Consider the following 20,822-nt stretch of genomic DNA (forward strand, 5'->3'; position numbering starts at 1 on the left):
CCTATCGCCGGCAAGCCAGCTCCCACAGGTACAACACGGCCTTCAAGAGCAGTGATTTCCTGTGGGAGCTGGCTTGCCGGCGATAGGGCCGGTGAGGTCAGGCGCTCAATCTGGCCTGCGCCGCCAAGCGGTTGATTGCCGCATCCAGTTCGTCCAGTGCCTGCTGAGCCAGCGGGTTTTCCTGCTTGAGCAAGGTCTCGCTGCGCTGGCACGCGGCCCGCAACTGCGGCACGCCGCAATAGCGCGAGGCGCCGTTCAGGCGGTGCACCTGTTCGATCAGGCCGTTGCGGTCGTCGGCCTCGCGGGCAGCGCGTATGGCTTCGCGGTCGGCTTCCAGCGAGGTCAGCAGCATGCTCAGCATATCCGCCGCCAGGTCCGCCTTGCCGGCGGCCAGGCGCAGACCTTCCTCGGGGTCCAGCACCTTCAGGTCATCACCGTTGGCCAGTTGCTCGGCCAGGCGTTCCTGCTGTGGCGCGCCCAGGCTCAGGCCGGTCCATTTCATCACCACCTGGGCCAGCTGCCGTTCGCTGATCGGCTTGGTCAGGTAGTCGTCCATGCCACCGTGCAGCAACGCGCGCTTCTCGTTGGCCATGGCGTGGGCGGTGAGGGCGACGATCGGCAGCGGGTTGCCGCTTTGGGTGTTTTCCCACAGGCGGATCTGCTCGGTGCAGGCGCGGCCGTCCATGCCGGGCATCTGCACGTCCATCAGCACCAGGTCGAACGGCTCGTCCTGCACCGCCTGCACCGCCGCATAGCCGTTGTCGACGGCCAGCACCTCGGCGCCCAGGTCTTCGAGCAGGGTCTGCACCAGCAGCAGGTTGGCGGGGTTGTCGTCGACGCAGAGGATCTTCGGCTGGCGCTGGCCGTTGACGCTGTTCACCTCGCCCTGCGGGCGGCGCGGTTGCACCAGTTCCAGCAACAGGCGGCGCAGTTTGCGCGTGCAGGTCGGCTTGGACAGCAACTGGCCATGGCCGTTGGGCAGGTACGGATGGTACAGCGCCTGCTCGGTGGTCGGGCACAGCACCACGCACTGGCAATGGTAGCGCTCGAGCTGCTGGTGGTAATGGCCCAGCTGCTCGGGCGACAGGTTGCCAAGGTTGGCCCCGAGCACGGCGAACTCGAACGGCAGGCCAGCCTGGCTGGCGGCCTGTACACCCTGCAGCAGCTGGTCGTAGGAGGCGAACAGGCTGACGCTGAGGCCGCAGTCTTCCAGCTGGTGTTCCAGCGCCTGGCGCGCCAGCTCGTGGCCATCGACGATGGCTGCGCGGCGGCCCAGCAGCGGTTGCAGCGGCAGCTCCTCGACACCATCGTGGGCCTTGGGCAGGTTGAGGCTGATCCAGAACTGCGAACCCTCGCCCGGGGTGCTGTCGACGCCGATTTCGCCGCCCATCTGCTCGATCAGGCGTTTGGAGATCACCAGCCCCAGGCCGGTGCCGCCGGGCTGGCGGGCCAGCGAGTTGTCGGCCTGGCTGAAGGCCTGGAACAGCGTACGCACATCCTGTGGCGACAGGCCGATGCCGGTGTCCTGCACGCTGATGCGCAGCTGCGCACTGTCTTCGTGCTCGTCTTCGAGCATGGCGCGCACGACGATGGTGCCTTCGCGGGTGAACTTGATGGCGTTGCTGACCAAGTTGGTAAGGATCTGCTTGAGCCGCAACGGGTCGCCGATCAGCGACGACGGGGTATCGCGGTAGATCAGGCTGAGCAGCTCCAGCTGCTTGGCGTGGGCGGCCGGGGCGAGGATGGTCAGGGTGTCCTGGATCAGGTCGCGCAGGTTGAAGGGGATGCTGTCGAGCACCAGCTTGCCGGCCTCGATCTTGGAGAAGTCGAGGATCTCGTTGATGATCCCCAGCAGGTTGTCGGCGGACTTCTCGATAGTGCTCAGGTAGTCCAGCTGGCGCGGTGTCAGCTCGCTTTTCTGCAGCAGGTGGGTGAAACCGAGGATACCGTTGAGCGGGGTGCGGATTTCGTGGCTCATGTTGGCCAGGAATTCCGACTTGATGCGGCTGGCTTCCAGGGCTTCCTTGCGCGCCATGTCCAGCTCGATGTTCTGGATCTCGATGGTTTCCAGGTTCTGGCGCACGTCCTCGGTGGCCTGGTCGATGCTGTGCTGCAGCTCTTCGTGGGCGTTGTGCAGGGTTTCGGCCATGCGGTTGATGCCGCGCGCCAGCTCGTCCAGCTCATGGCTGCCCAGGGCCGGCAGGCGTTCCTCGAGGTGGCCGTCCTTGAGCTGGTTGACCGCGTGCTTGATGCGCTTGATCGGGTCGTTGATGGTACGGCTCATGCGCAGTGCCAGCAGGCCGCTGAGCACCAGGCAGGCGAGGATCAGCAGCAGGCTGGTGAACAGGTTGCGGTAGCCGCGCAGCAGGGTGCCGTCGTGGGACAGCTCGATCTCGACCCAGCCCAGCAGGCGTTCGGATTCGGCCGGCACGGCATCGGTGGCCAGGTCGCGATGGTGGCCGAACACCGGCATCAGGTAGCGTGTGGCGTCATTGCCGCTGCGCTGCAGCAGCTGGGTGCCGCTGCCGCCGCTGGGTGGCTGGTTGAGCATGCTCGGGCCGGCGTGGGCCAGGCGCGTGCGGTCCGGGGCCAGGAAGGCGACCGCACGCACATCGGCCTGCTCCAGGGTTTGTGCGGCAATGCGCTCAAGTTGCGCCGGTGCCAGCTTGGCCATGGCGGGCGCGGCCAGCGGCGCCAGTTGCTCGGCGATCATCTTGCCGCGTTGCAGCAGCTGGGTGCGCAGGTCGTTCTGTTGCAGCCAGGTGAAGTAACTACCCAGCACCAGGGCCATCAGGCCGGCGGGCAGCAGGGCCAGCAGCAGGACCCGGCTGCGAATTCCCAAGCGATCGAGCACACTCGCCTCCTGTCATGTGCCTGGACGCCGTCAAGCGATGACGGCCAAGCCGGGAAGTTACTCCGCCTGCCGCGCTATTGCACCTCTTTAGTACGTGTTTTGCGCCCTTGCAGGGGCATTGGTCGCAGGGCGGTTGCCTGGCGGGCGCTGGATACTCAATAATTGCGCAATTGAGAATGCATGGCAGTTGCCAATGAATCCTGTAGCTATTCACAACTCCAATATCCTCGCCATCGAGGATGACCCGGTCCTCGGTGCCTACCTGCACGAAGAGCTGCAGCGCGGCGGCTTCCAGGTGACCTGGTGCCGCAATGGCCTGGAGGGCCTGGAAACGGCGGGGCGCCACGCTTTTGACGTGGTGCTCATGGACATCCTGCTGCCCGGGCTCAACGGCCTGGATGCCCTCGCGCAGTTGCGCAAGCGCAGCGCCACGCCGGTGATCCTGATGTCGGCGCTGGGCGCCGAGGCCGACCGCATCAGCGGCTTCCAGCGCGGTGCCGACGACTACCTGCCCAAGCCGTTCAGCATGGCCGAGCTGCAGGTACGCATCGAGGCCATCCTGCGCCGCGTCGCCCTCGAGCGGCGCCATCAAGCCCCGCAGGCGCGCGCCGGCAGCGGCGAACTGCAATACGACGAGGCACTGTGCGACGTGCGCCTGGAGGGTCGCCTGGCCGGCCTGACTCCCAGCGAATACCGCCTGCTCGACATCCTCAACCGCAACCTCGACGAAGTGCTGAGCAAGCCGTTCCTCTACCAGCAAGTGCTGCAGCGAGGCTATTCGCGGCATGACCGCAGCCTGGACATGCACGTCAGCCAGATCCGCCGCAAGCTCAAGGGTATCGGCTATCACGAACGGCAGATCCGCACCGTGTGGGGCAAAGGCTACGTACTCAGCGCCAGCGAGGCGGAGTGACCCATGCTCGACCGCCACTCGCTGTTCTGGAAGCTGGCGATCCTGCTGGTGGGCTTCTGCCTGCTGATGATCGGCCTCAGCTACACCTGGGGCCGGCACATGGAAACCCAGAACGCCTTCCTCTCGGAACCGGCGCGGCAGGCCTTGCGTGGCTACGCTGCCGAGGCCGAGCAGGCCTTGCGCAGTGGTGGGCGGGCAGGGCTGGACCGTTGGGTGGCGGCGATGCACCAGCGCGAACGCGGCTGGGTTGGCGTGCTCGACCTCAACCTGCGGCCGCTGGACAGCGCCAGCCTCGACCCGCAGATCATGCAGCGGCTGACCCGCCTGCGCGGTGTCGACTGGCCGATGAGCCGGCGCAGCGTCGAGCAGCCGTGGCTGCGCATACCGTTCCCGGGGGCTCCGGAGCAGGGCCTGCTGGTGATCGAACTGCCGCAGCGCTTCAACCCCGGGCAGTATCGGATGCTGTGGCGCATCGTCACCAACGGCATCATCCCCGGTCTGTTCACCCTGCTGTTGTGCGTGGGCCTTTACCGCATGCTGATCGTGCCGTTGAACCAGTTGCGCGAGCAGGCCAATGCCTGGCGCGCCGACCAGTTGTCGGCTCGCCTCGACCCACGCACTATCGCCCGGCATGACGAGTTGGGCGAACTGGCCCGGGCCTTCGACCAGATGGCCGAGCGGCTGCAGGGCACGGTAGCCATGCAGCAGCAGTTGCTGCGTGACCTGTCCCACGAAATGCGTACGCCACTCAGCCGGCTGCGGGTGGCCTGCGATGGCGAAACCGACCTGCAGCGCCTGCGTGAACGCCTGACGCGGGAGGTGGACTGCATGCAGCAGCTGGTCGAGGACACCCTGCAACTGGCCTGGCAGGACGCCGAGCGTGCGCCGATGAACCTGGAGCCGATCGAGGTGCAGGCGCTGTGGGAGCTGCTGGCCGAGAATGCCAGCTATGAAAGCGGCTGGTCGCTGGCGCGGCTGCGCTGCGAAGTACCGGCCGACTGCTGGGTGCAGGGTAACCTGAACCACCTGGCCCAGGCGCTGGAGAACCTGTTGCGCAATGCCATTCGTCATTCGCCGGACGATGGTGTGGTGCGCCTCGGTGGGCAGCGTGAAGGCGGGTATTGGCGGTTGTGGCTGGAAGACGAAGGCGGAGGCGTGGCTGAAGAAGACCTGGAGCGGATCTTTGCACCGTTCTCGCGGCTGGACGGTTCGCGGCCCGGGGATGGCGGTTTCGGCCTGGGGCTGAGCATTGCCCGCAGTGCCATCCAGCGCCAGGGTGGCACCTTGTGGGCGCAGAATGGCAAACGCGGGCTGCGGTTGTGGATGAGATTGCCGTTACATGTGCCGGCCCCTTCGCGGGCACGCCCGCTCCCACAGGTACAGCATTTATCTTGAATGCAGCGCAATCCCTGTGGGAGCGGGCAAGCCCGCGAAGAGGCCGGCACAGGTCACACCGATATAGCTTGTAGCTATATTGACCACAGATTGCGTGATATGGCCGGGAAGGGTTTGCCGGTATGATAGGCACCCCTGCCGTCCGGATTGTGAAATACGCCATGACCTTGCAGTACCCAACCATCGCCGATTGCGTCGGCAATACGCCCCTGGTTCGCCTGCAGCGTATCGCTGGCGAAACCAGCAACACCCTCCTGCTCAAGCTCGAAGGTAACAATCCCGCCGGCTCGGTGAAGGACCGCCCGGCACTGTCGATGATCACCCGCGCCGAACTGCGTGGCCAGATCAAGCCCGGCGACACCCTGATCGAAGCCACCTCCGGCAACACCGGCATCGCCCTGGCGATGGCTGCGGCGATCAAGGGCTACAAGATGATCCTGATCATGCCCGACAACTCCACCGCCGAGCGCAAGGCCGCCATGACCGCCTACGGCGCCGAGCTGATCCTGGTGACCAAGGAGGAGGGCATGGAAGGCGCCCGTGACCTGGCCGAGAAGCTGCAGGCCGAAGGCCGCGGCCTGGTGCTGGACCAGTTCGCCAACGGCGACAACCCCATCGCCCACTACAACAGCACCGGCCCCGAGATCTGGCAGCAGACCCAGGGCACCATCACTCATTTCATCAGCTCCATGGGTACCACCGGCACCATCATGGGCTGCTCGCAGTACCTCAAGGAACAGAACCCGGCGGTGCAGATCGTCGGCCTGCAACCAATGGAAGGCTCGGCCATTCCGGGCATCCGCCGCTGGCCCGAGGAATACCTGCCGAAAATCTTCGACGCCAGCCGCGTCGACCGCGTGGTCGACATGTCGCAGCAGGAAGCCGAGGAAACCACCCGTCGCCTTGCCCGTGAAGAGGGCATTTTCTGCGGCGTGTCTTCCGGTGGTGCGGTCGCGGCCATGCTGCGCCTGTCCCGCGAGGTGGAAAATGCCACGATGGTCGCGATCATCTGCGACCGTGGCGATCGTTACCTGTCTACCGGCCTGTTCGACCCGAGCTAAATGTCCAAGAAGAAAAGCAACAGCGGCCTGCGCTTCCAGCCGGCCGGCGGCAACCGCAGCCCCCAGGTCCCGGTGGGCAAGAAGCAGCGCCTGGAAATCGAGCGCCTGGCCGGTGACGGCAGGGGCATTGCCTTCCACGAAGGGCGCACCTGGTTCGTCAGTGGCGCCCTGGCCGGCGAGGCCGTGGAGGCGCGGGTGCTCAATGCCCGCGGCAAAGTGGTCGAGGCCCGCCTTGAGCGCCTGCTGCAGGCCAGCCCCGAGCGCCGTCAAGCACCATGCCGGTATTACGAGCGCTGCGGTGGCTGCAACCTGCAGCACCTGCCGCACGAAGCGCAGCTGGCGCTCAAGCAGCGCACCCTGGCCGAGCAGCTGCAGCGGGTGGCCGGCGTGCAGCCCGAGGAATGGGCCGCACCGCTGAGCGGGCCGGAGTTCGGCTACCGGCGCCGCGCCCGCGTGGCCGTGCGCTGGGACGCCAAGGCGCGCCAGCTGGAGGTCGGCTTCCGCGCCGAAGCCAGCCAGGACATCATTGCCATCGACGATTGCGCGGTGCTGGTACAGCCCTTGCAATCGATTCTGCGCCACTTGCCGACCGTGCTGCGCTCGCTGAGCAAGCCGCAGGCGCTGGGCCATGTGGAACTGTTCAGCGGCACTGCCGAGGCGCTGCTGGTGCGCCATGTCGCGCCGTTGCCGGCTGAAGACCTGGCCAGGCTGCAGGCATTCTGCGAGCAGGCCAATGCCCAGCTGTGGCTGCAGGGCGAAGGTGAGCCGGCGCCAGTGGACCCGGCCGCGCAACTGGGCTTTGCCCTGGCGCCCTGGCAGCTGGAACTGGCCTGGCGCCCAGGTGACTTCGTGCAGGTGAATGCCCAAGTCAACACGGCGATGATCGAGCAGGCCCTGGCCTGGCTGGCACCCCAGGCCGACGAGCGCGTGCTGGACCTGTTCTGCGGCCTGGGCAACTTCGCCCTGCCGCTGGCCCGCCAGGCGCGCGAGGTGGTAGCTGTGGAAGGTGTGCAGGCCATGGTCGATCGGGCCGCGGCCAATGCCCGGAACAACAATGTGCATAACGCACGGTTTTTTCAGGCCGATTTATCGCAGCCTTTGGCGGGCGCCGGATGGGCCGCCGAGGGCTTTTCTGCGGTACTCTTGGATCCACCGCGCGACGGTGCTTTCGAGGTGGTGCAAGGCATCGCCCGCCTCAAGGCCAGAAGGCTGGTCTATGTATCGTGCAACCCGGCCACGCTGGCGCGAGACGTCCAGGTGCTGGTCGGCCAGGGGTACCGGTTAAAAAGGGCCGGGATTCTCGACATGTTTCCTCAGACGGCGCATGTCGAGGCCATGGCGTTATTCGAAGCGGGCTAGCTGACTGGCCCCTTGGTGCGGCTTTCACGGAAGGGTGGCCGCACGGTGATTGCCAGCGCACCCGCGTGGTGCGCTGTATGGAAAGGTAAAACAAAGATGGTACAGGTGAGAGTGCACCAGCCGGTCAACACTGACGGCAGTATCAATCTCGAAGCATGGTTGGACCATGTGGTAAGCGTCGATTCGGCACTGGATCGCGCAGCGCTGAAAGAGGCCTGCGAGTTTGCCCATGAGGTCGAGAAAAAGGGCAACCCGGCCAAGCATTCCTGGGCGGACGGTACGTCCAGCTTCCAGGCGGGCCTGGAGATCGCCGAAATCCTCGCCGACCTCAAGCTCGACCAGGATTCCCTGGTGGCGGCGGTCATCTACCGCTCGGTGCGCGAGGGCAAGGTGACCCTGGCCGAGGTCAGCCAGCGCTTTGGCCCGGTGGTGTCCAAGCTGATCGACGGTGTGCTGCGCATGGCCGCCATCAGCGCCAGCCTCAGCCCGCGCCAATCGCTGGTGCTGGGTTCGCAGGCGCAGGTCGAGAACCTGCGCAAGATGCTCGTGGCCATGGTCGACGACGTGCGCGTGGCACTGATCAAGCTGGCCGAGCGTACCTGCGCGATCCGTGCGGTCAAGGCCGCCGACGACGAGAAACGCCTGCGTGTCGCGCGCGAGGTGTTCGACATCTATGCGCCGCTGGCCCACCGCCTGGGTATCGGCCACATCAAGTGGGAGCTGGAAGACCTGTCCTTCCGCTACCTCGAACCCGACCAGTACAAACAGATTGCCAAGCTGCTGCACGAGCGCCGGCTGGACCGCGAGCGCTTCATCAGCGAGGTGATGAACCAGCTGCAGAACGAGCTGCTGGCCACTGGCGTCAAGGCCGACATCAGCGGCCGGGCGAAACATATCTATTCGATCTGGCGCAAGATGCAGCGCAAAGGCCTGGAATTCAGCCAGATCTACGACGTGCGCGCGGTCCGCGTGCTGGTGCCGGAAATCCGCGACTGCTACACCGCGCTGGGCATCGTGCATACCCTGTGGCGGCATATCCCCAAGGAGTTCGACGACTACATCGCCAACCCCAAGGAGAACGGCTATCGCTCGCTGCACACCGCGGTGATCGGCCCCGAGGGCAAGGTGCTGGAAGTGCAGATCCGTACCCACGGCATGCACGAGGAAGCCGAGCTTGGGGTTTGCGCCCACTGGCGTTACAAGGGCACCGACGTCAAGTCCAGTTCCAACCATTACGAAGAGAAGATCTCCTGGCTGCGCCAGGTGCTGGAGTGGCACGAAGAGTTGGGCGACATCGGTGGCCTGGCCGAGCAGCTGCGGGTCGACATCGAGCCGGACCGGGTCTACGTGTTCACCCCGGACGGCCACGCCATCGACTTGCCAAAGGGTGCCACGCCGCTGGACTTCGCCTACCGCGTGCACACCGAAATCGGCCACAACTGCCGCGGCGCCAAGATCAACGGGCGCATCGTGCCGCTCAACTACAGCCTGCAGACCGGCGAGCAGGTCGAGATCATCACCAGCAAGCATGGCAACCCCAGCCGTGACTGGTTGAACTCCAACCTGGGGTACGTCACCACCTCGCGGGCGCGGGCCAAGATCGTGCACTGGTTCAAGCTGCAGGCGCGCGACCAGAACGTCGCTGCCGGCAAGACCTTGCTCGAACGCGAGCTCAGCCGCCTGGGCCTGCCGCAGGTGGATTTCGAGCGCCTGGCCGAGAAGACCAACGTCAAGACGGCCGAGGACATGTTCGCCTCGCTCGGTGCTGGCGACCTGCGCCTGGCGCACCTGGTCAACGCCGCCCAGCAGTTGCTGGAGCCCGAGCGCATCGAGCAGATCGAACTGGTACCGCGCAAGCCTACCGGGCCGCGTACCGGCAAGCGTGGCGACATCCAGATCCAGGGCGTCGGCAACCTGCTGACGCAGATGGCTGGCTGCTGCCAGCCGCTGCCGGGTGACGCCATCGTCGGCTACATCACCCAGGGCCGCGGCGTGAGCATCCACCGCCAGGACTGCGCCTCGGTGCTGCAGTTGGCGGGCAAGGAGCCGGAGCGCATGATCCAGGTCAGCTGGGGGCCGATCCCGGTGCAGACCTACCCGGTCGACATCGTCATCCGTGCCTACGACCGCCCGGGCTTGCTGCGCGATGTGTCGCAAGTGCTGCTGAACGAGAAGATCAACGTGCTGGCGGTGAACACCCGCTCGAACAAGGAAGACAACACCGCGCTGATGTCGCTGACCATCGAGATTCCAGGCCTGGATGCGCTGGGGCGCCTGCTGGGGCGGATCTCGCAGTTGCCGAACATCATCGAGACGCGGCGTAATCGTACCCCTTGAGACCGCGGTGCCTGCTTCGCGGGCTTGCCCGCTCCCACAGGCAAGATGCAGATTTCGAAACCTGCATGCATCCTGTGGGAGCGGGCAAGCCCGCGAAGAAGCCACCACCGAAGGACCTGCCTGAATGACCTACACCCTCGAAGACCTGCTGCACCTCATGGCCCGCCTGCGCGACCCGCAGTACGGATGCCCGTGGGACCTGAAGCAGAACTACGCGAGCATCGTCCCGCACACCATCGAAGAGGCCTACGAGGTTGCCGACACCATCGAGCGTGGCGACTTCGAGCACCTGCAAGGTGAGCTGGGCGACCTGCTGTTCCAGGTGGTCTACTACAGCCAGCTGGCCCGCGAGGAAGGGCGTTTCGAGTTCGACGGCGTGGTCGACAGCATCACCCGCAAGCTCATTCGCCGTCACCCGCATGTATTCCCCACCGGCGAGCTGTACGCGCCGGTGGACACCCCCAGCCTGAGCGAGGCCCAGGTCAAGTCACGCTGGGAAGAAATCAAGGCTGAAGAGCGCGCGGAAAAGAGCCAGCCCGAACAGCTGTCGCTGCTCGACGACGTACCAGCGGCATTGCCGGCGTTGTCGCGGGCAGCCAAACTGCAAAAGCGCGCAGCCACGGTCGGTTTCGACTGGCCTGCGGCATTGCCGGTGCTGGACAAGGTCCGCGAAGAGCTGGATGAATTGCTGCAGGCCATGGCCGACGGTGATGCCGATGCGCTCGAGGATGAAATCGGCGACCTGCTGTTTGCTGCCGTCAACCTGGCCCGCCACCTCAAGCATGACCCGGAACACGCCCTGCGCCGTGCCAATCGCAAGTTCGAGCGGCGTTTCCGCTTCATCGAACAGGCATTGCGCGACAGTGGCCGACCCATCGAAGATTGTAACCTTGACGAACTGGATGCCCTTTGGGGTGAAGCCAAACGTCAGGAAAAGAACCTGCCCAGCTGCGGCTGAGCTGTTGCATAAGTGAGTGAACATTCATGAGCCTTTCCCTTCGCGACCAACTGCTCAAAGCCGGTCTGGTCAACCAGAAACAGGTTTCCCAGGCCAACAAGGCCGAGAAGAAACAGAAACGCCTGGAGCACAAAGGCCAGGTCGAGGTGGACGACAGCCAGCAGCGCTTGGCCAAGGAAGCCATGGCCGAGAAAGCCAAGCGTGACCAGGAACTGAACCGCCAGCAGCAGGAAAAAGCCGAGCAGAAGGCCCGCGCCGCGCAGATCAAGCAGTTGATCGAAGCGACTCGCCTGCCGAAGCTGAACACCGAGGACTACTACAACTTCGTCGACGACAAGAAGGTCAAGCGCATTGCCGTCAATGCCCTGATGCGGACCAAGCTGAGCAATGGCGCGCTGGCCGTGGTGTCGTTTGCCGGCGGTTACGAGGTGATCCCTCGTGAGGCGGCGGTGAAGATCCAGGAGCGCGACCCCAACCGTATCCTGTTGCTGAATACCCATGTCGAGGAAGCGGACGAGGACGACCCGTACGCGGCCTACAAGATCCCTGATGATCTGATGTGGTAACCACGAAAAACCCCGCCTTGGCGGGGTTTTTCATTTGAAGATGGGTCATTGCGTGGCGCGCTGGTTTTCCAGGTTTTCCAGCTCTGTACGGTACTGGTGTGCTTCATGTTCGTTGTGGAACATCCCCACCAGCTGGCCTTGTTGGTGCACATCCCAGATCCGCACACCAGCGGTCAGGGCTTCGTGGGACATTTTCGATTCGTCGCGTTCGGTTACTTGGACTGTCATCGTTAAACTCCACTGCTTCAGTTGGCTGCGACACTGTGTCGCACAACCTCTTTATAGAGTTTGTTAGCAGGCTAAGTAAATAAAACCGGCATGAAACAAGTTTCATGGAAGCTGAAAGGTGTATTGCCTGGGCTGGCCCTATCGCTGGCAAGCCAGCTCCCACAGGTACTGCACAGGGGCCCAGGCTCTGAGGTCCCTGTGGGAGCTGGCTTGCCGGCGATAGGGCCGGTACAGGCAGGCCAGAAACGTCAGGCAGAAAAAAGCCCCGCACAAGGCGGGGCTTCGGGTACTGCGGGCAGCGCTGGCTCAGTTGCCCTTCACCGGCTTGCCATCGACCGTGCCATCCTGCAGCACGATCACGTATTCCTTGCCATCAGTCTCGACCTGGCGCAGTTGCACCAGCAGGTAGTCCCAGTTCTTGGCGAACCACAGCTCGGTGATGCGCTTGCTCTGGCTTGGGTCGCGCACGCGCTCGACCTTCACCGCATCGACCTGGCCGGTCTTGGTAGTGACCTTTTCGGTGCCCAGCACGCGGAAGTCGTAGGTGTCGATCTCGTCACCGTCGACCACCTGGTAGGTCATGCTCTTCTTGCCGGCGGCCACGTCATGCTGCAGGGCCAGCTGGTAGGACGACTTGTCCAGCACGCCACGGTTCAGCGGCAGGCTGATGGCATCGCCACGGTCGCTGCCGGTGACCTTCTTGCTGTTCCAGTCGAAGGTCAGGTCGACCTTCTTGGCCTTGCCCAGACCGCCACGCTCGAAGTGATACTTCTGCGGCAGCAGCGTGTCATTGTCCAGGCGCAGGGTGCTTTGCTCGGTCAGGCTGGCGATCATCATGGAAGCCTTGAAGTTAAGGTCCCAGGTACCGTTGGCATTCTTGACCAGGCTGCGCTCGGCGGTGCCGCTCATGGGCAGTTGCTTCCAGTCTGCGGTATAGCTGGCCGAGAAAGGCTTCAGATCAGCTGCCTGGAGGGGCAGGGCGAGCACGGTGAGAGCCAAGAGCAGGGCGCGACGCATAAATTCTCCTAGGATCGAATCAAGTGACCGCTGGCCGCCAGTGGCTGGCCATCCAGTAATGCACCCTGTTCGCCAAGGCGCAAGCGCCCTTCGGCGAACCAGCGCACCGCCAGCGGGTAGATCAGGTGTTCCTGGCGGTGTACCCGCTGGGCCAGGCTTTCGACGGTGTCGTCAGACACCACCGGTACCACAGCCTGTACGACCAGTGGGCCGCCATCGAGTTCCTCAGTCACGAAGTGTACGCTGCAGCCGTGTTCGGCGTCGCCTGCCTCCAGCGCCCGGCGGTGGGTATGCAGGCCCTTGTACTTGGGCAGCAGCGACGGGTGGATGTTGAGCAGGCGGCCCTGGTAGTGGCGCACGAAGTCGCCACTGAGGATGCGCATGAAACCGGCCAGCACCACCAGGTCCGGGGCGAAAGCGTCGATGCGCGCCATCAGCGCGGCATCGAAGGCTTCACGGCCGTCGAACTGGGTGTGCTCGAGTACGACGCTGTCGATGCCGGCCGCCGCGGCGCGTTGCAGGCCGTAGGCATCGGCGCGGTTGGAAACCACCGCACGGATGCGCACCGGGCTGTCCTGGCCTTGGCAGCTGTCGATCAGGGCTTGCAGGTTGCTGCCGGAACCCGACAGCAGTACCACTACATTGCAGGTCTTGCTTGGCATCAGTGTGCCTTGAGGTTCTGCAGCTCGACCTGGGCAGCGCCCTCGGCGGCTTCGGCGATGTGGCCGATCACCCATGGCTGCTCGCCAGCGGCGCGCAGTTCGTTCAGGGCAGCTTCTACCTGATCCTGGGCCACGCAGATGACCATGCCGACGCCGCAGTTCAGCACGCGGTGCATTTCATGCTCGTCGACGTTGCCTTTTGCCTGCAGGAAGTCGAACACCGCCGGGCGCTGCCAGCTGGCCACGTCGATGACCGCCTGGGCGTTGGCCGGCAGTACGCGCGGGATGTTGTCCAGCAGGCCGCCACCGGTGATGTGGGCCATGGCCTTGACCGCGCCGGTGTTCTTGATCAGTTGCAGCAGCGGCTTGACGTAGATGCGGGTCGGCGCCATCAGCAGGTCGGTCAGCGGCTTGCCGTCCAGCTGGGTGTTCTCGATGTCGGTGGCGGACACTTCGAGGATCTTGCGGATCAGCGAGTAGCCGTTGGAGTGCGGGCCCGAGGACGGCAGGGCGATCAGTGCGTCGCCGGTGGCAACCTTGGAGCCGTCGATGATCTCGGCCTTTTCCACCACGCCGACGCAGAAGCCGGCCAGGTCGTAGTCTTCGCCCTCGTACATGCCAGGCATTTCGGCGGTTTCACCACCGACCAGCGAGCAGCCGGCCAGTTCGCAACCGGCACCGATGCCGGTGACCACGGTGGCGGCCACGTCGACGTTCAGTTTGCCGGTGGCATAGTAGTCGAGGAAGAACAGCGGCTCGGCGCCGCACACTACCAGGTCGTTGACGCACATGGCGACCAGGTCCTGGCCGATGCTGTCGTGCTTGTTCAGGTTCAGTGCCAGGCGCAGCTTGGTGCCGACGCCGTCGGTGCCGGAGACCAGCACCGGCTGCTTGTAGCCGGCCGGGATCTCGCAGAGGGCGCCGAAGCCGCCCAGGCCACCCATGACTTCAGGGCGTGCGGTGCGTTTTGCCACGCCCTTGATGCGTTCGACCAGTGCTTCGCCGGCGTCGATGTCTACACCGGCGTCCTTGTAGCTCAGGGAGGGTTGCTTGCTCATTGATCCAGGCCTTTAGGAGGGAGGGATTCTTAAAAACGACCATGACGGCCAAGGCCGGCTGGTAAGCGGCGGCTGCCTGAAACGTCAGTGGTCTGTGAAGGCGCGCGATTTTATCAGGGTTGCCGGGCAGCGGCCATCCTCAGGCCGACGGGCAGGTGCCGAAACCATTAAAAAAACATCCTTTCACGGGCCGCGACTGGTTGCCGCGCGGGTGGCTGTATAAGGTATAGGAAAGGTGGCAGGCAGAAATGCCCGGTGCCACGGAGCATTTCTTGCCCGTGGCGGTCACAGCCTGCAGGCAGCGCCCCGTCGCTCCATGTGTTCTGGACAGGAATCCTCCATGCGTCTCTTCAATATTCTGGCAGTCGGTTGCCTGGCCCTGATCTCGGCCACTGCGCAGGCTGAAAGTGTCTCCGGCCTGTACCAGGTGCGCGAACCGGTATCCGGGCAGGGCGCCGAAGCCCGTGCCGCGGCTACCGCCCAGGCCCTCGATACCCTGGTAACGCGCCTGACCGGCGACCCCAAGGCAGCGCAAAGCCCGGCATTGGCCGGGCTGCGCAAGGACCCGCAGCAAATCATCAACCAGGTCGCCAGCGAAGCCGGGCCACCCGAGTCGGTGCTGGTCGAGTTCGACCCTGGGAGTACCGAACGGGCCTTGCGCAAGGCCGGCCTGGCCTTGTGGGGCAGCAACCGCCCCTCGATCCTGGGCTGGTGGCTGAACGACAGTGCCGAAGGCAGCAACCTGGTCGGTGATGGCCAGGCCAGCGCCCAACCCCTGCGCCGCGCCGCGCAGCACCGTGGCCTGCCGTTGCGCCTGCCGCTGGCCGACCTGCAGGAGCAACTGGTGGCCAATGCCGAGCAGATCGAAGGCAGTGACCCTGCGGCGCTGCGCGAAGCCTCAGGGCGCTACGGCGCCGATGCCTTGCTGGCGGTGCATGCCCGGGAAGCCGACGGCAAGTGGCAGGGCAAATGGCAGCTGTGGCTGGGCGACCAGCGTGAACAAGGCACTGCCGAAGGTGCCGACCCGGCAGCACTGGCCGACGCCGTGATGCTGGCGCTCAGCAGCCGCCTGGCGCCGCGCTACGTCACCCGCCCGGGCGCCAGCAGCCAGTTGCAGGTGCAAGTGCAGGGGATGAACCTGCAGCGCTACGCCGAGCTGGCCCGCGTGCTCGAACCCTTTGGCCCGCGCCTGCAGATGGCCGAAGGCAGCACCCTGACCTACGGCGTGACCGCCAACCGCGAACAGCTGCGCGCCCAGCTTGGCCTGGCCAAGCTGCAGGAAGTACCGGTAGAGCAGGCGCCCGCTGTGCAGCCCCCTCCAGCTCCGGCAGACGGTGCCGGCGCTGGGCAAGCAGTGCCGGCCCAGCCAGCACCCAAGCCGTTCGACGGTTTGCGTTTTCGCTGGTAAGGGGAGCACACCGTGACCGACGTACGTCGTTGGATCTGGCTGGGCGTTGCCCTGCTGGTCGCCGTGCTGCTTTACAGCCTGCACAATATTCTTACCCCGTTCCTGGTCGGCATCCTGCTGGCCTACCTGGCCGACCCGCTGGTCGACCGCCTGGAGCGCCTGGGGCTGTCGCGCACCTGGGGCGTGGTGGTGGTTTTCGGCCTGTTTACCTTGCTGTTGCTGGCCTTGCTGCTGGTATTGGTGCCGCTGCTGGCCAAGCAGCTGGTGCGCCTGTACGAACTGGCACCGCAGATGCTCGACTGGCTCGAGCACGTGGCGCTGCCCTGGGTGCAGAGCCGCCTGGGCCTGGCTGACGGCTTCTGGAAGTTCGACAAGATCAAGGCCGCCATCGGCACGCACATGGGCCAGACCACCGATATCGTCGGCGTGCTGCTGTCCCATGCCACTGCATCGAGCCTGGCGCTGATGGCCTGGCTGGCCAACATGGTGCTGATCCCGGTGGTGGGCTTCTATCTGCTACGCGACTGGGACCTGATGATGGCCAAGCTGCGTGGCCTGTTGCCGCGCCATCGTGAGCCGCAAGTGATGGGCCTGGCGGGCGAATGCCATGAAGTGCTTGGGGCGTTCGTGCGCGGGCAATTGATGGTGATGGTGGCCCTGGGCATCATCTATTCGGCCGGGCTGATGCTGGTGGGGCTGGAGCTGGGGCTGCTGATCGGCATGCTCGCCGGGCTGGCTGCCATCGTGCCGTACATGGGCTTCATCATCGGCATCGGCGCGGCCTTGGTGGCGGGCCTGTTCCAGTTCGGTGGCGACCTGTACCCGATGCTGGGCATCGTCGCGGTGTTCATGGTCGGGCAGGCGCTGGAAGGCATGGTGCTGACCCCGCTGCTGGTCGGCGACCGTATCGGCCTGCACCCGGTGGCGGTGATTTTCGCGATCCTGGCCGGCGGTGAGCTGTTCGGCTTTACCGGGGTGTTGCTGGCGCTGCCGGTGGCGGCGGTGATCATGGTGCTGCTGCGGCATGTACATGACCTGTACAAGGAATCGGACATGTATGCCGGGGATATCGACCCGGAGTTGTGATCCCGGGGCGCGTTGCGGCCCTTCGCGGGCTTGCCCGCTCCCACAGGTGTGTCGCTGAGGCCATGATTTACGCGCCCCCTGTGGGAGCGGGCAAGCCCGCGAAGGGCTGCAAAGCAGCCCCAAAACAGCCAAAAAAAATCGCAACTCGTTGATTTTACTTGTGCTATCCGCTGCCGTGATTGTGCGCCCCGCGCTGCGGGTATAGACTTTGCACATTGTTCACCAAAGGCCCCCTGCGGTCCTGTCGACCGCCCGCGAGCATGAAACCACCGATCCAGTTGCCCCTGGGTGTGCGCCTGCGCGATGACGCCACCTTCATCAACTACTATCCGGGCGCCAATGCTGCGGCATTGGGCTACGTCGAGCGGCTATGCGAAGCCGACGCCGGCTGGACCGAGAGCCTTATCTACCTGTGGGGCAAGCAAGGTGTTGGCCGTACCCACCTGCTACAGGCCGCCACCCATCGCTTCCAGCAACGCGGCGAGCCAGCCGTCTACCTGCCGCTGGCGCAATTGCTCGATCGTGGCGTAGGGCTGCTCGACTACCTGGCCCAGTACGAACTGGTGTGCATCGACGACCTGCACGTGATCGCCGGCAAGGCTGACTGGGAAGAGGCCATGTTCCACCTGTTCAACCGCCTGCGTGACAGCGGCCGGCGCCTGCTGCTGGCTGCCTCGGCATCGCCGCGCGAACTGCCGATCAAGCTGCCCGACCTGAAGTCGCGGCTGACCCTGGCCCTGGTGTTCCAGATGCGTGGCCTGTCCGACGAAGACAAGCTGCGTGCCCTGCAACTGCGTGCTTCGCGCCGTGGCCTGCACCTTACCGACGAAGTCGGTCACTTCATCCTCACCCGTGGCGCACGCAGCATGAGTGCGTTGTTCGACCTGCTCGAACGTCTCGACCAGGCCTCGTTGCAGGCACAACGCAAGCTCACCATCCCGTTCCTCAAGGAAACCCTGGGTTGGTAACCCCGAAAACGCTGGGCCAGAGCGGCAAAACAAAAAAGTCACATCTTTTTCGATAAAATTTGCAAATGGCCATGATAGAGGGCATAGTTTCACCCTTCTAAAGGATTACAGACACGGTCGTGCCCATGCTGAAGCGCTTCGCACCCCTCGTGCCACTCGCACTCGTGACCCTGCTTTTTGGCTGCGCGGCCCAAGGCCCAGCTTCTCATTCAGAGCCGCAGCCCCAGGATCACTCCCCGATCGCCGCACAATCGGCGTTCAAGGCCAAAGCCTCGTCCTCGTCGGTGTTCGGCGAGCCGGAAGAGCTGGCCACCGAAGATGACCTGGAGGCTTTCTCCAGCAGCAAGCCTTATCAGTTGCCAGCTCTGGCTGACAGCATTCTCGAGCGCGGCATGTCGCTGATCGGCACCCGCTACCGCTTCGGTGGTACCTCGGAGAAGTCCGGCTTCGACTGCAGTGGTTTCATCGGCTACCTGTTCCGCGAAGAGGCGGGCGTGACCCTGCCGCGTTCCACGCGTGAAATGATCAACGTCGATGCCCCGAAAGTGGCCCGCAACAAGCTCAAGCCAGGTGACCTGCTGTTCTTCAGCACCAATGGTCGCGGCCGCGTCAGCCATGCCGGCATCTACCTGGGTGACAACCAGTTCATCCACTCCAGCAGCCGCCGCAGTGGTGGCGTGCGCATCGACAGCCTCGGTGACCGCTACTGGAGCAAGACCTTCATCGAAGCCAAGCGTGCCTTGGCCATGGCGCCGACCACCAATATCGCGCGCAACTGATAGCAAAATGATATATCCTGCCGCGGCGGCGATGCTTTGAAAAAAGCTCGCCGCCGTGCGCATTTATAGAAAGCGTCTAATCTAATTTCTCAATTCTTTTCGGCTGCGGCCCAGCGGACTCAGACAGGATGTTCTGGCCATGGTAAAGATGGCGCGCTTCGCATTTCTCTCCTTGGCAGCCTTGCTGGCTGCCTGCTCCAGCCGTGCGCCTGCGCCGGCCCCTGTGGTACAGCCGCAGGTAACCTATAGCCAGCCCAGCCCTTCGCCGATTGCCGATGACGTGCTGATGCGTGCTATCGGTCTGGTGGGCACGCCTTATCGCTGGGGCGGCAACACGCCGGACTCCGGTTTCGATTGCAGTGGCCTGATCAAGTACGTCTACCGTGATGCTGCCGGCATCAGCCTGCCGCGTTCGACGCGTGAGATGATCGTCATGCGCGCGCCAACCGTGGATGCCAAGTCGCTGCAGTCCGGTGACCTGGTGTTCTTCGCCACCAGTGGTGGCTCGCAGGTCAGCCATGCTGGCATTTATGTGGGGGAAGGGCGCTTCGTGCATGCACCTTCGAGCGGTGGCACGGTGCGCCTGGACTACCTGTCCAACAGCTACTGGGCCAAGGCTTACCTGCAGGCCAAGCGCGTCATTCCGCAAGGGCATCTGGCGCAGAACCCCTGAGGACAGGCGGGGCTTTGCTCACCCGCCAGACCACATTGCCGACATCATCGGCTACCAGCACGCCGCCACGCCCGTCGGTGATTACGCCGACCGGGCGCCCTTGGGCCTTGCCATGCTCATCCAGAAAACCGGTAAGCAGGTCTACGGGCTTGCCCGAGGGCTTTCCTGATGTGTCGAACGGCACGAAAATCACCTTGTAGCCACTGTGTGGCTTGCGGTTCCACGACCCGTGCTGGCCCACGAATGCCCCTTGTTCGAAGGGCGGTGGTAGCCCGTTCGGTTCGGCGAATGCCAGCCCCAGCGATGCCGTGTGTGGGCCCACGGCGTAGTCGGGCACCAGCGCCTGGGCTACTTTTTCAGGCGCTGGCGGTTGCACGCGCTCGTCCACGTGGCGGCCGTAGTAGCTGTAGGGCCAGCCATAGAAACCGCCGTCCTTCACGGAAGTGATGTAGTCCGGTACCAGATCGCTACCGATCTCGTCACGCTCGTTGACTGCCGTCCACAACGCGCCGCTGTGCGGCTCCCAGGCCAGGCCGTTAGGGTTGCGCAGGCCGGTGGCGAACAGGCGGTGCTGGCCGCTGGCGGGGTCCACTTCCCAGATCGCGGCGCGCCCCTGTTCCTTGTCCATACCGTTTTCGCCTACGTTGCTGTTGGAGCCGACCGTCACGAAAAGCTTCTTGCCATCGGGGCTGGCGATGACGTTCTTGGTCCAGTGGTGGTTGAGCGGCCCGCCTGGCAACTCGACTACCGGCTGGCCTTCATTGCGAATTTGCATGGCACCGGGCTCGTAGTGAAAGCGCAGCAGCCTGTCGGTGTTGGCGACGTAGAGGTCCTTGCCGACCAGGGCCATGCCGAACGGTGAGTTGAGCTCTTCGATGAAGGTCGTGCGGATTTCAGCCACGCCGTCGTGGTCGGCATCCCGTAGCAGGGTAATGCGGTTGGCGCTGGGCACGCCTGCACCTGCCCGCTTCATCACCTTCTTCATGACCCAACCGCGCAGGCCCTTGCCATCTTCGGGTTTGGGCGGGGCATTGGTTTCAGCTACCAGCACGTCGCCGTTGGGCAGCAGATATAGCCAGCGAGGGTGGTCGAGCCCGCTGGCGAACGCTTTCACCTGAGTGCCTGGTGCTGCTTCGGGCTTGACGTCCTTGGGCCAGCCCACTGCCGGGGCGATATTCACGGTGGGGAGGGTGGTCTTGACCGGAGCAGGCAGCTGGGGGGTTGGGCCACTGCCGTCGAGTACATTCAGCAGGGCGGTTTCGCCGCAGGCAGTCAGGCTGGCAGCCAATAAGCAAGGCATCAGGTGTTTCATGGGCGGCATCCTCCTAAGAAGGCCTATGGAACTGAGAGGTCGGCGACGTTCGCGGGGTTCCCAGGAACCATCCAACTGCCGTTGCCGTTGCCGTTGCCGTTGCCGTTGCCGTTGCCGTTGCCGTTGCCGTTGCTTTTGCTTTTGCTTTTGCTTCTAAGCGCGCGAGAGTTCAGGCGCCGCCGATTGCG

General features: G+C 64.5%; 18 protein-coding genes. 12 read left to right on the plus strand and 6 right to left on the minus strand.

Going from position 1 to position 20,822, the window contains the following annotated elements; all coding sequences use genetic code 11:
- Window positions 1-97 precede the first annotated feature (97 nt).
- On the minus strand, window positions 98-2,854 hold the full coding sequence (locus B2790_RS15870) for a response regulator (protein WP_286919185.1): 2,757 nt from the start codon (window positions 2,852-2,854) through the stop codon (window positions 98-100).
- Window positions 2,855-3,047: 193 nt separating this feature from the next.
- On the opposite strand from B2790_RS15870, the gene B2790_RS15875 reads away from it, so the two are divergent.
- From B2790_RS15875 to B2790_RS15905, 7 genes are all read left to right on the plus strand, one after another.
- The gene (locus B2790_RS15875; RefSeq protein WP_286919186.1) at window positions 3,048-3,767 is read left to right on the plus strand and encodes a response regulator transcription factor; all 720 of its coding nucleotides are present in this window, start codon (window positions 3,048-3,050) and stop codon (window positions 3,765-3,767) included.
- A 3-nt stretch (window positions 3,768-3,770) separates the two neighbouring features.
- On the plus strand, window positions 3,771-5,162 hold the full coding sequence (locus B2790_RS15880) for a sensor histidine kinase (protein ID WP_286919187.1): 1,392 nt from the start codon (window positions 3,771-3,773) through the stop codon (window positions 5,160-5,162).
- Window positions 5,163-5,323: 161 nt separating this feature from the next.
- Window positions 5,324-6,223 (plus strand): cysteine synthase CysM, encoded by a 900-nt coding sequence (gene cysM, locus B2790_RS15885; RefSeq protein ID WP_025338011.1) that lies wholly within the window; start codon window positions 5,324-5,326, stop codon window positions 6,221-6,223.
- Complete coding sequence (rlmD, locus tag B2790_RS15890) at window positions 6,224-7,582, plus strand: 23S rRNA (uracil(1939)-C(5))-methyltransferase RlmD (protein WP_286919188.1); 1,359 nt, start codon at window positions 6,224-6,226, stop codon at window positions 7,580-7,582.
- A 96-nt stretch (window positions 7,583-7,678) separates the two neighbouring features.
- Window positions 7,679-9,919 carry a GTP diphosphokinase gene (gene relA, locus B2790_RS15895; protein ID WP_015269231.1) on the plus strand — a complete coding sequence of 747 codons (2,241 nt, stop codon included), beginning with the start codon at window positions 7,679-7,681 and terminating at the stop codon, window positions 9,917-9,919.
- Window positions 9,920-10,043: 124 nt separating this feature from the next.
- Entirely contained in the window at window positions 10,044-10,877 is an 834-nt protein-coding gene (gene mazG / locus B2790_RS15900) for a nucleoside triphosphate pyrophosphohydrolase (protein WP_286919189.1), read from the plus strand.
- 26 nt (window positions 10,878-10,903) lie between these two features.
- Window positions 10,904-11,443 (plus strand): DUF2058 domain-containing protein, encoded by a 540-nt coding sequence (locus B2790_RS15905; protein WP_286919190.1) that lies wholly within the window; start codon window positions 10,904-10,906, stop codon window positions 11,441-11,443.
- A gap of 45 nt (window positions 11,444-11,488) precedes the next feature.
- On the opposite strand, the gene B2790_RS15910 is transcribed toward B2790_RS15905, so the two are convergent.
- The 4 genes from B2790_RS15910 to purM form a co-directional block, all read right to left on the minus strand.
- Window positions 11,489-11,671, minus strand: a complete 183-nt coding sequence (locus B2790_RS15910) for a hypothetical protein (protein WP_075044007.1) — start codon at window positions 11,669-11,671, stop codon at window positions 11,489-11,491.
- 306 nt (window positions 11,672-11,977) lie between these two features.
- Window positions 11,978-12,688 (minus strand): DUF3108 domain-containing protein, encoded by a 711-nt coding sequence (locus B2790_RS15915; RefSeq protein WP_286919191.1) that lies wholly within the window; start codon window positions 12,686-12,688, stop codon window positions 11,978-11,980.
- An 8-nt stretch (window positions 12,689-12,696) separates the two neighbouring features.
- On the minus strand, window positions 12,697-13,350 hold the full coding sequence (gene purN, locus B2790_RS15920; RefSeq protein WP_286919192.1) for a phosphoribosylglycinamide formyltransferase: 654 nt from the start codon (window positions 13,348-13,350) through the stop codon (window positions 12,697-12,699).
- Complete coding sequence (gene purM / locus B2790_RS15925; protein WP_085593182.1) at window positions 13,350-14,408, minus strand: phosphoribosylformylglycinamidine cyclo-ligase; 1,059 nt, start codon at window positions 14,406-14,408, stop codon at window positions 13,350-13,352. The genes purN and purM overlap by 1 nt, the downstream gene beginning before the upstream one ends.
- 340 nt (window positions 14,409-14,748) lie before the next feature.
- Between purM and B2790_RS15930 the strand changes: the two genes are divergently transcribed.
- From B2790_RS15930 to B2790_RS15950, 5 genes are all read left to right on the plus strand, one after another.
- Window positions 14,749-15,816 (plus strand): DUF2066 domain-containing protein, encoded by a 1,068-nt coding sequence (locus tag B2790_RS15930; RefSeq protein WP_286919193.1) that lies wholly within the window; start codon window positions 14,749-14,751, stop codon window positions 15,814-15,816.
- Window positions 15,817-15,828: 12 nt separating this feature from the next.
- Window positions 15,829-16,902, plus strand: a complete 1,074-nt coding sequence (locus B2790_RS15935) for an AI-2E family transporter (protein WP_025338019.1) — start codon at window positions 15,829-15,831, stop codon at window positions 16,900-16,902.
- A 260-nt stretch (window positions 16,903-17,162) separates the two neighbouring features.
- Window positions 17,163-17,870 carry a DnaA regulatory inactivator Hda gene (hda, locus tag B2790_RS15940; RefSeq protein ID WP_013971369.1) on the plus strand — a complete coding sequence of 236 codons (708 nt, stop codon included), beginning with the start codon at window positions 17,163-17,165 and terminating at the stop codon, window positions 17,868-17,870.
- Between the two features lie 125 nt (window positions 17,871-17,995).
- Window positions 17,996-18,649 carry a C40 family peptidase gene (locus tag B2790_RS15945; RefSeq protein ID WP_084785065.1) on the plus strand — a complete coding sequence of 218 codons (654 nt, stop codon included), beginning with the start codon at window positions 17,996-17,998 and terminating at the stop codon, window positions 18,647-18,649.
- A gap of 139 nt (window positions 18,650-18,788) precedes the next feature.
- Window positions 18,789-19,322 carry a C40 family peptidase gene (locus B2790_RS15950; RefSeq protein WP_013971371.1) on the plus strand — a complete coding sequence of 178 codons (534 nt, stop codon included), beginning with the start codon at window positions 18,789-18,791 and terminating at the stop codon, window positions 19,320-19,322.
- Here the strand turns inward: B2790_RS15950 and B2790_RS15955 are convergent.
- Entirely contained in the window at window positions 19,288-20,634 is a 1,347-nt protein-coding gene (locus B2790_RS15955) for a PQQ-dependent sugar dehydrogenase (RefSeq protein WP_286919194.1), read from the minus strand. The genes B2790_RS15950 and B2790_RS15955 overlap by 35 nt on opposite strands.
- Window positions 20,635-20,822 lie beyond the last annotated feature (188 nt).

The sequence above is a fragment of the Pseudomonas sp. UBA6753 genome, from assembly GCF_002453565.1.
Classification (GTDB): Bacteria; Pseudomonadota; Gammaproteobacteria; order Pseudomonadales; family Pseudomonadaceae; genus Aquipseudomonas; species Aquipseudomonas putida_Z.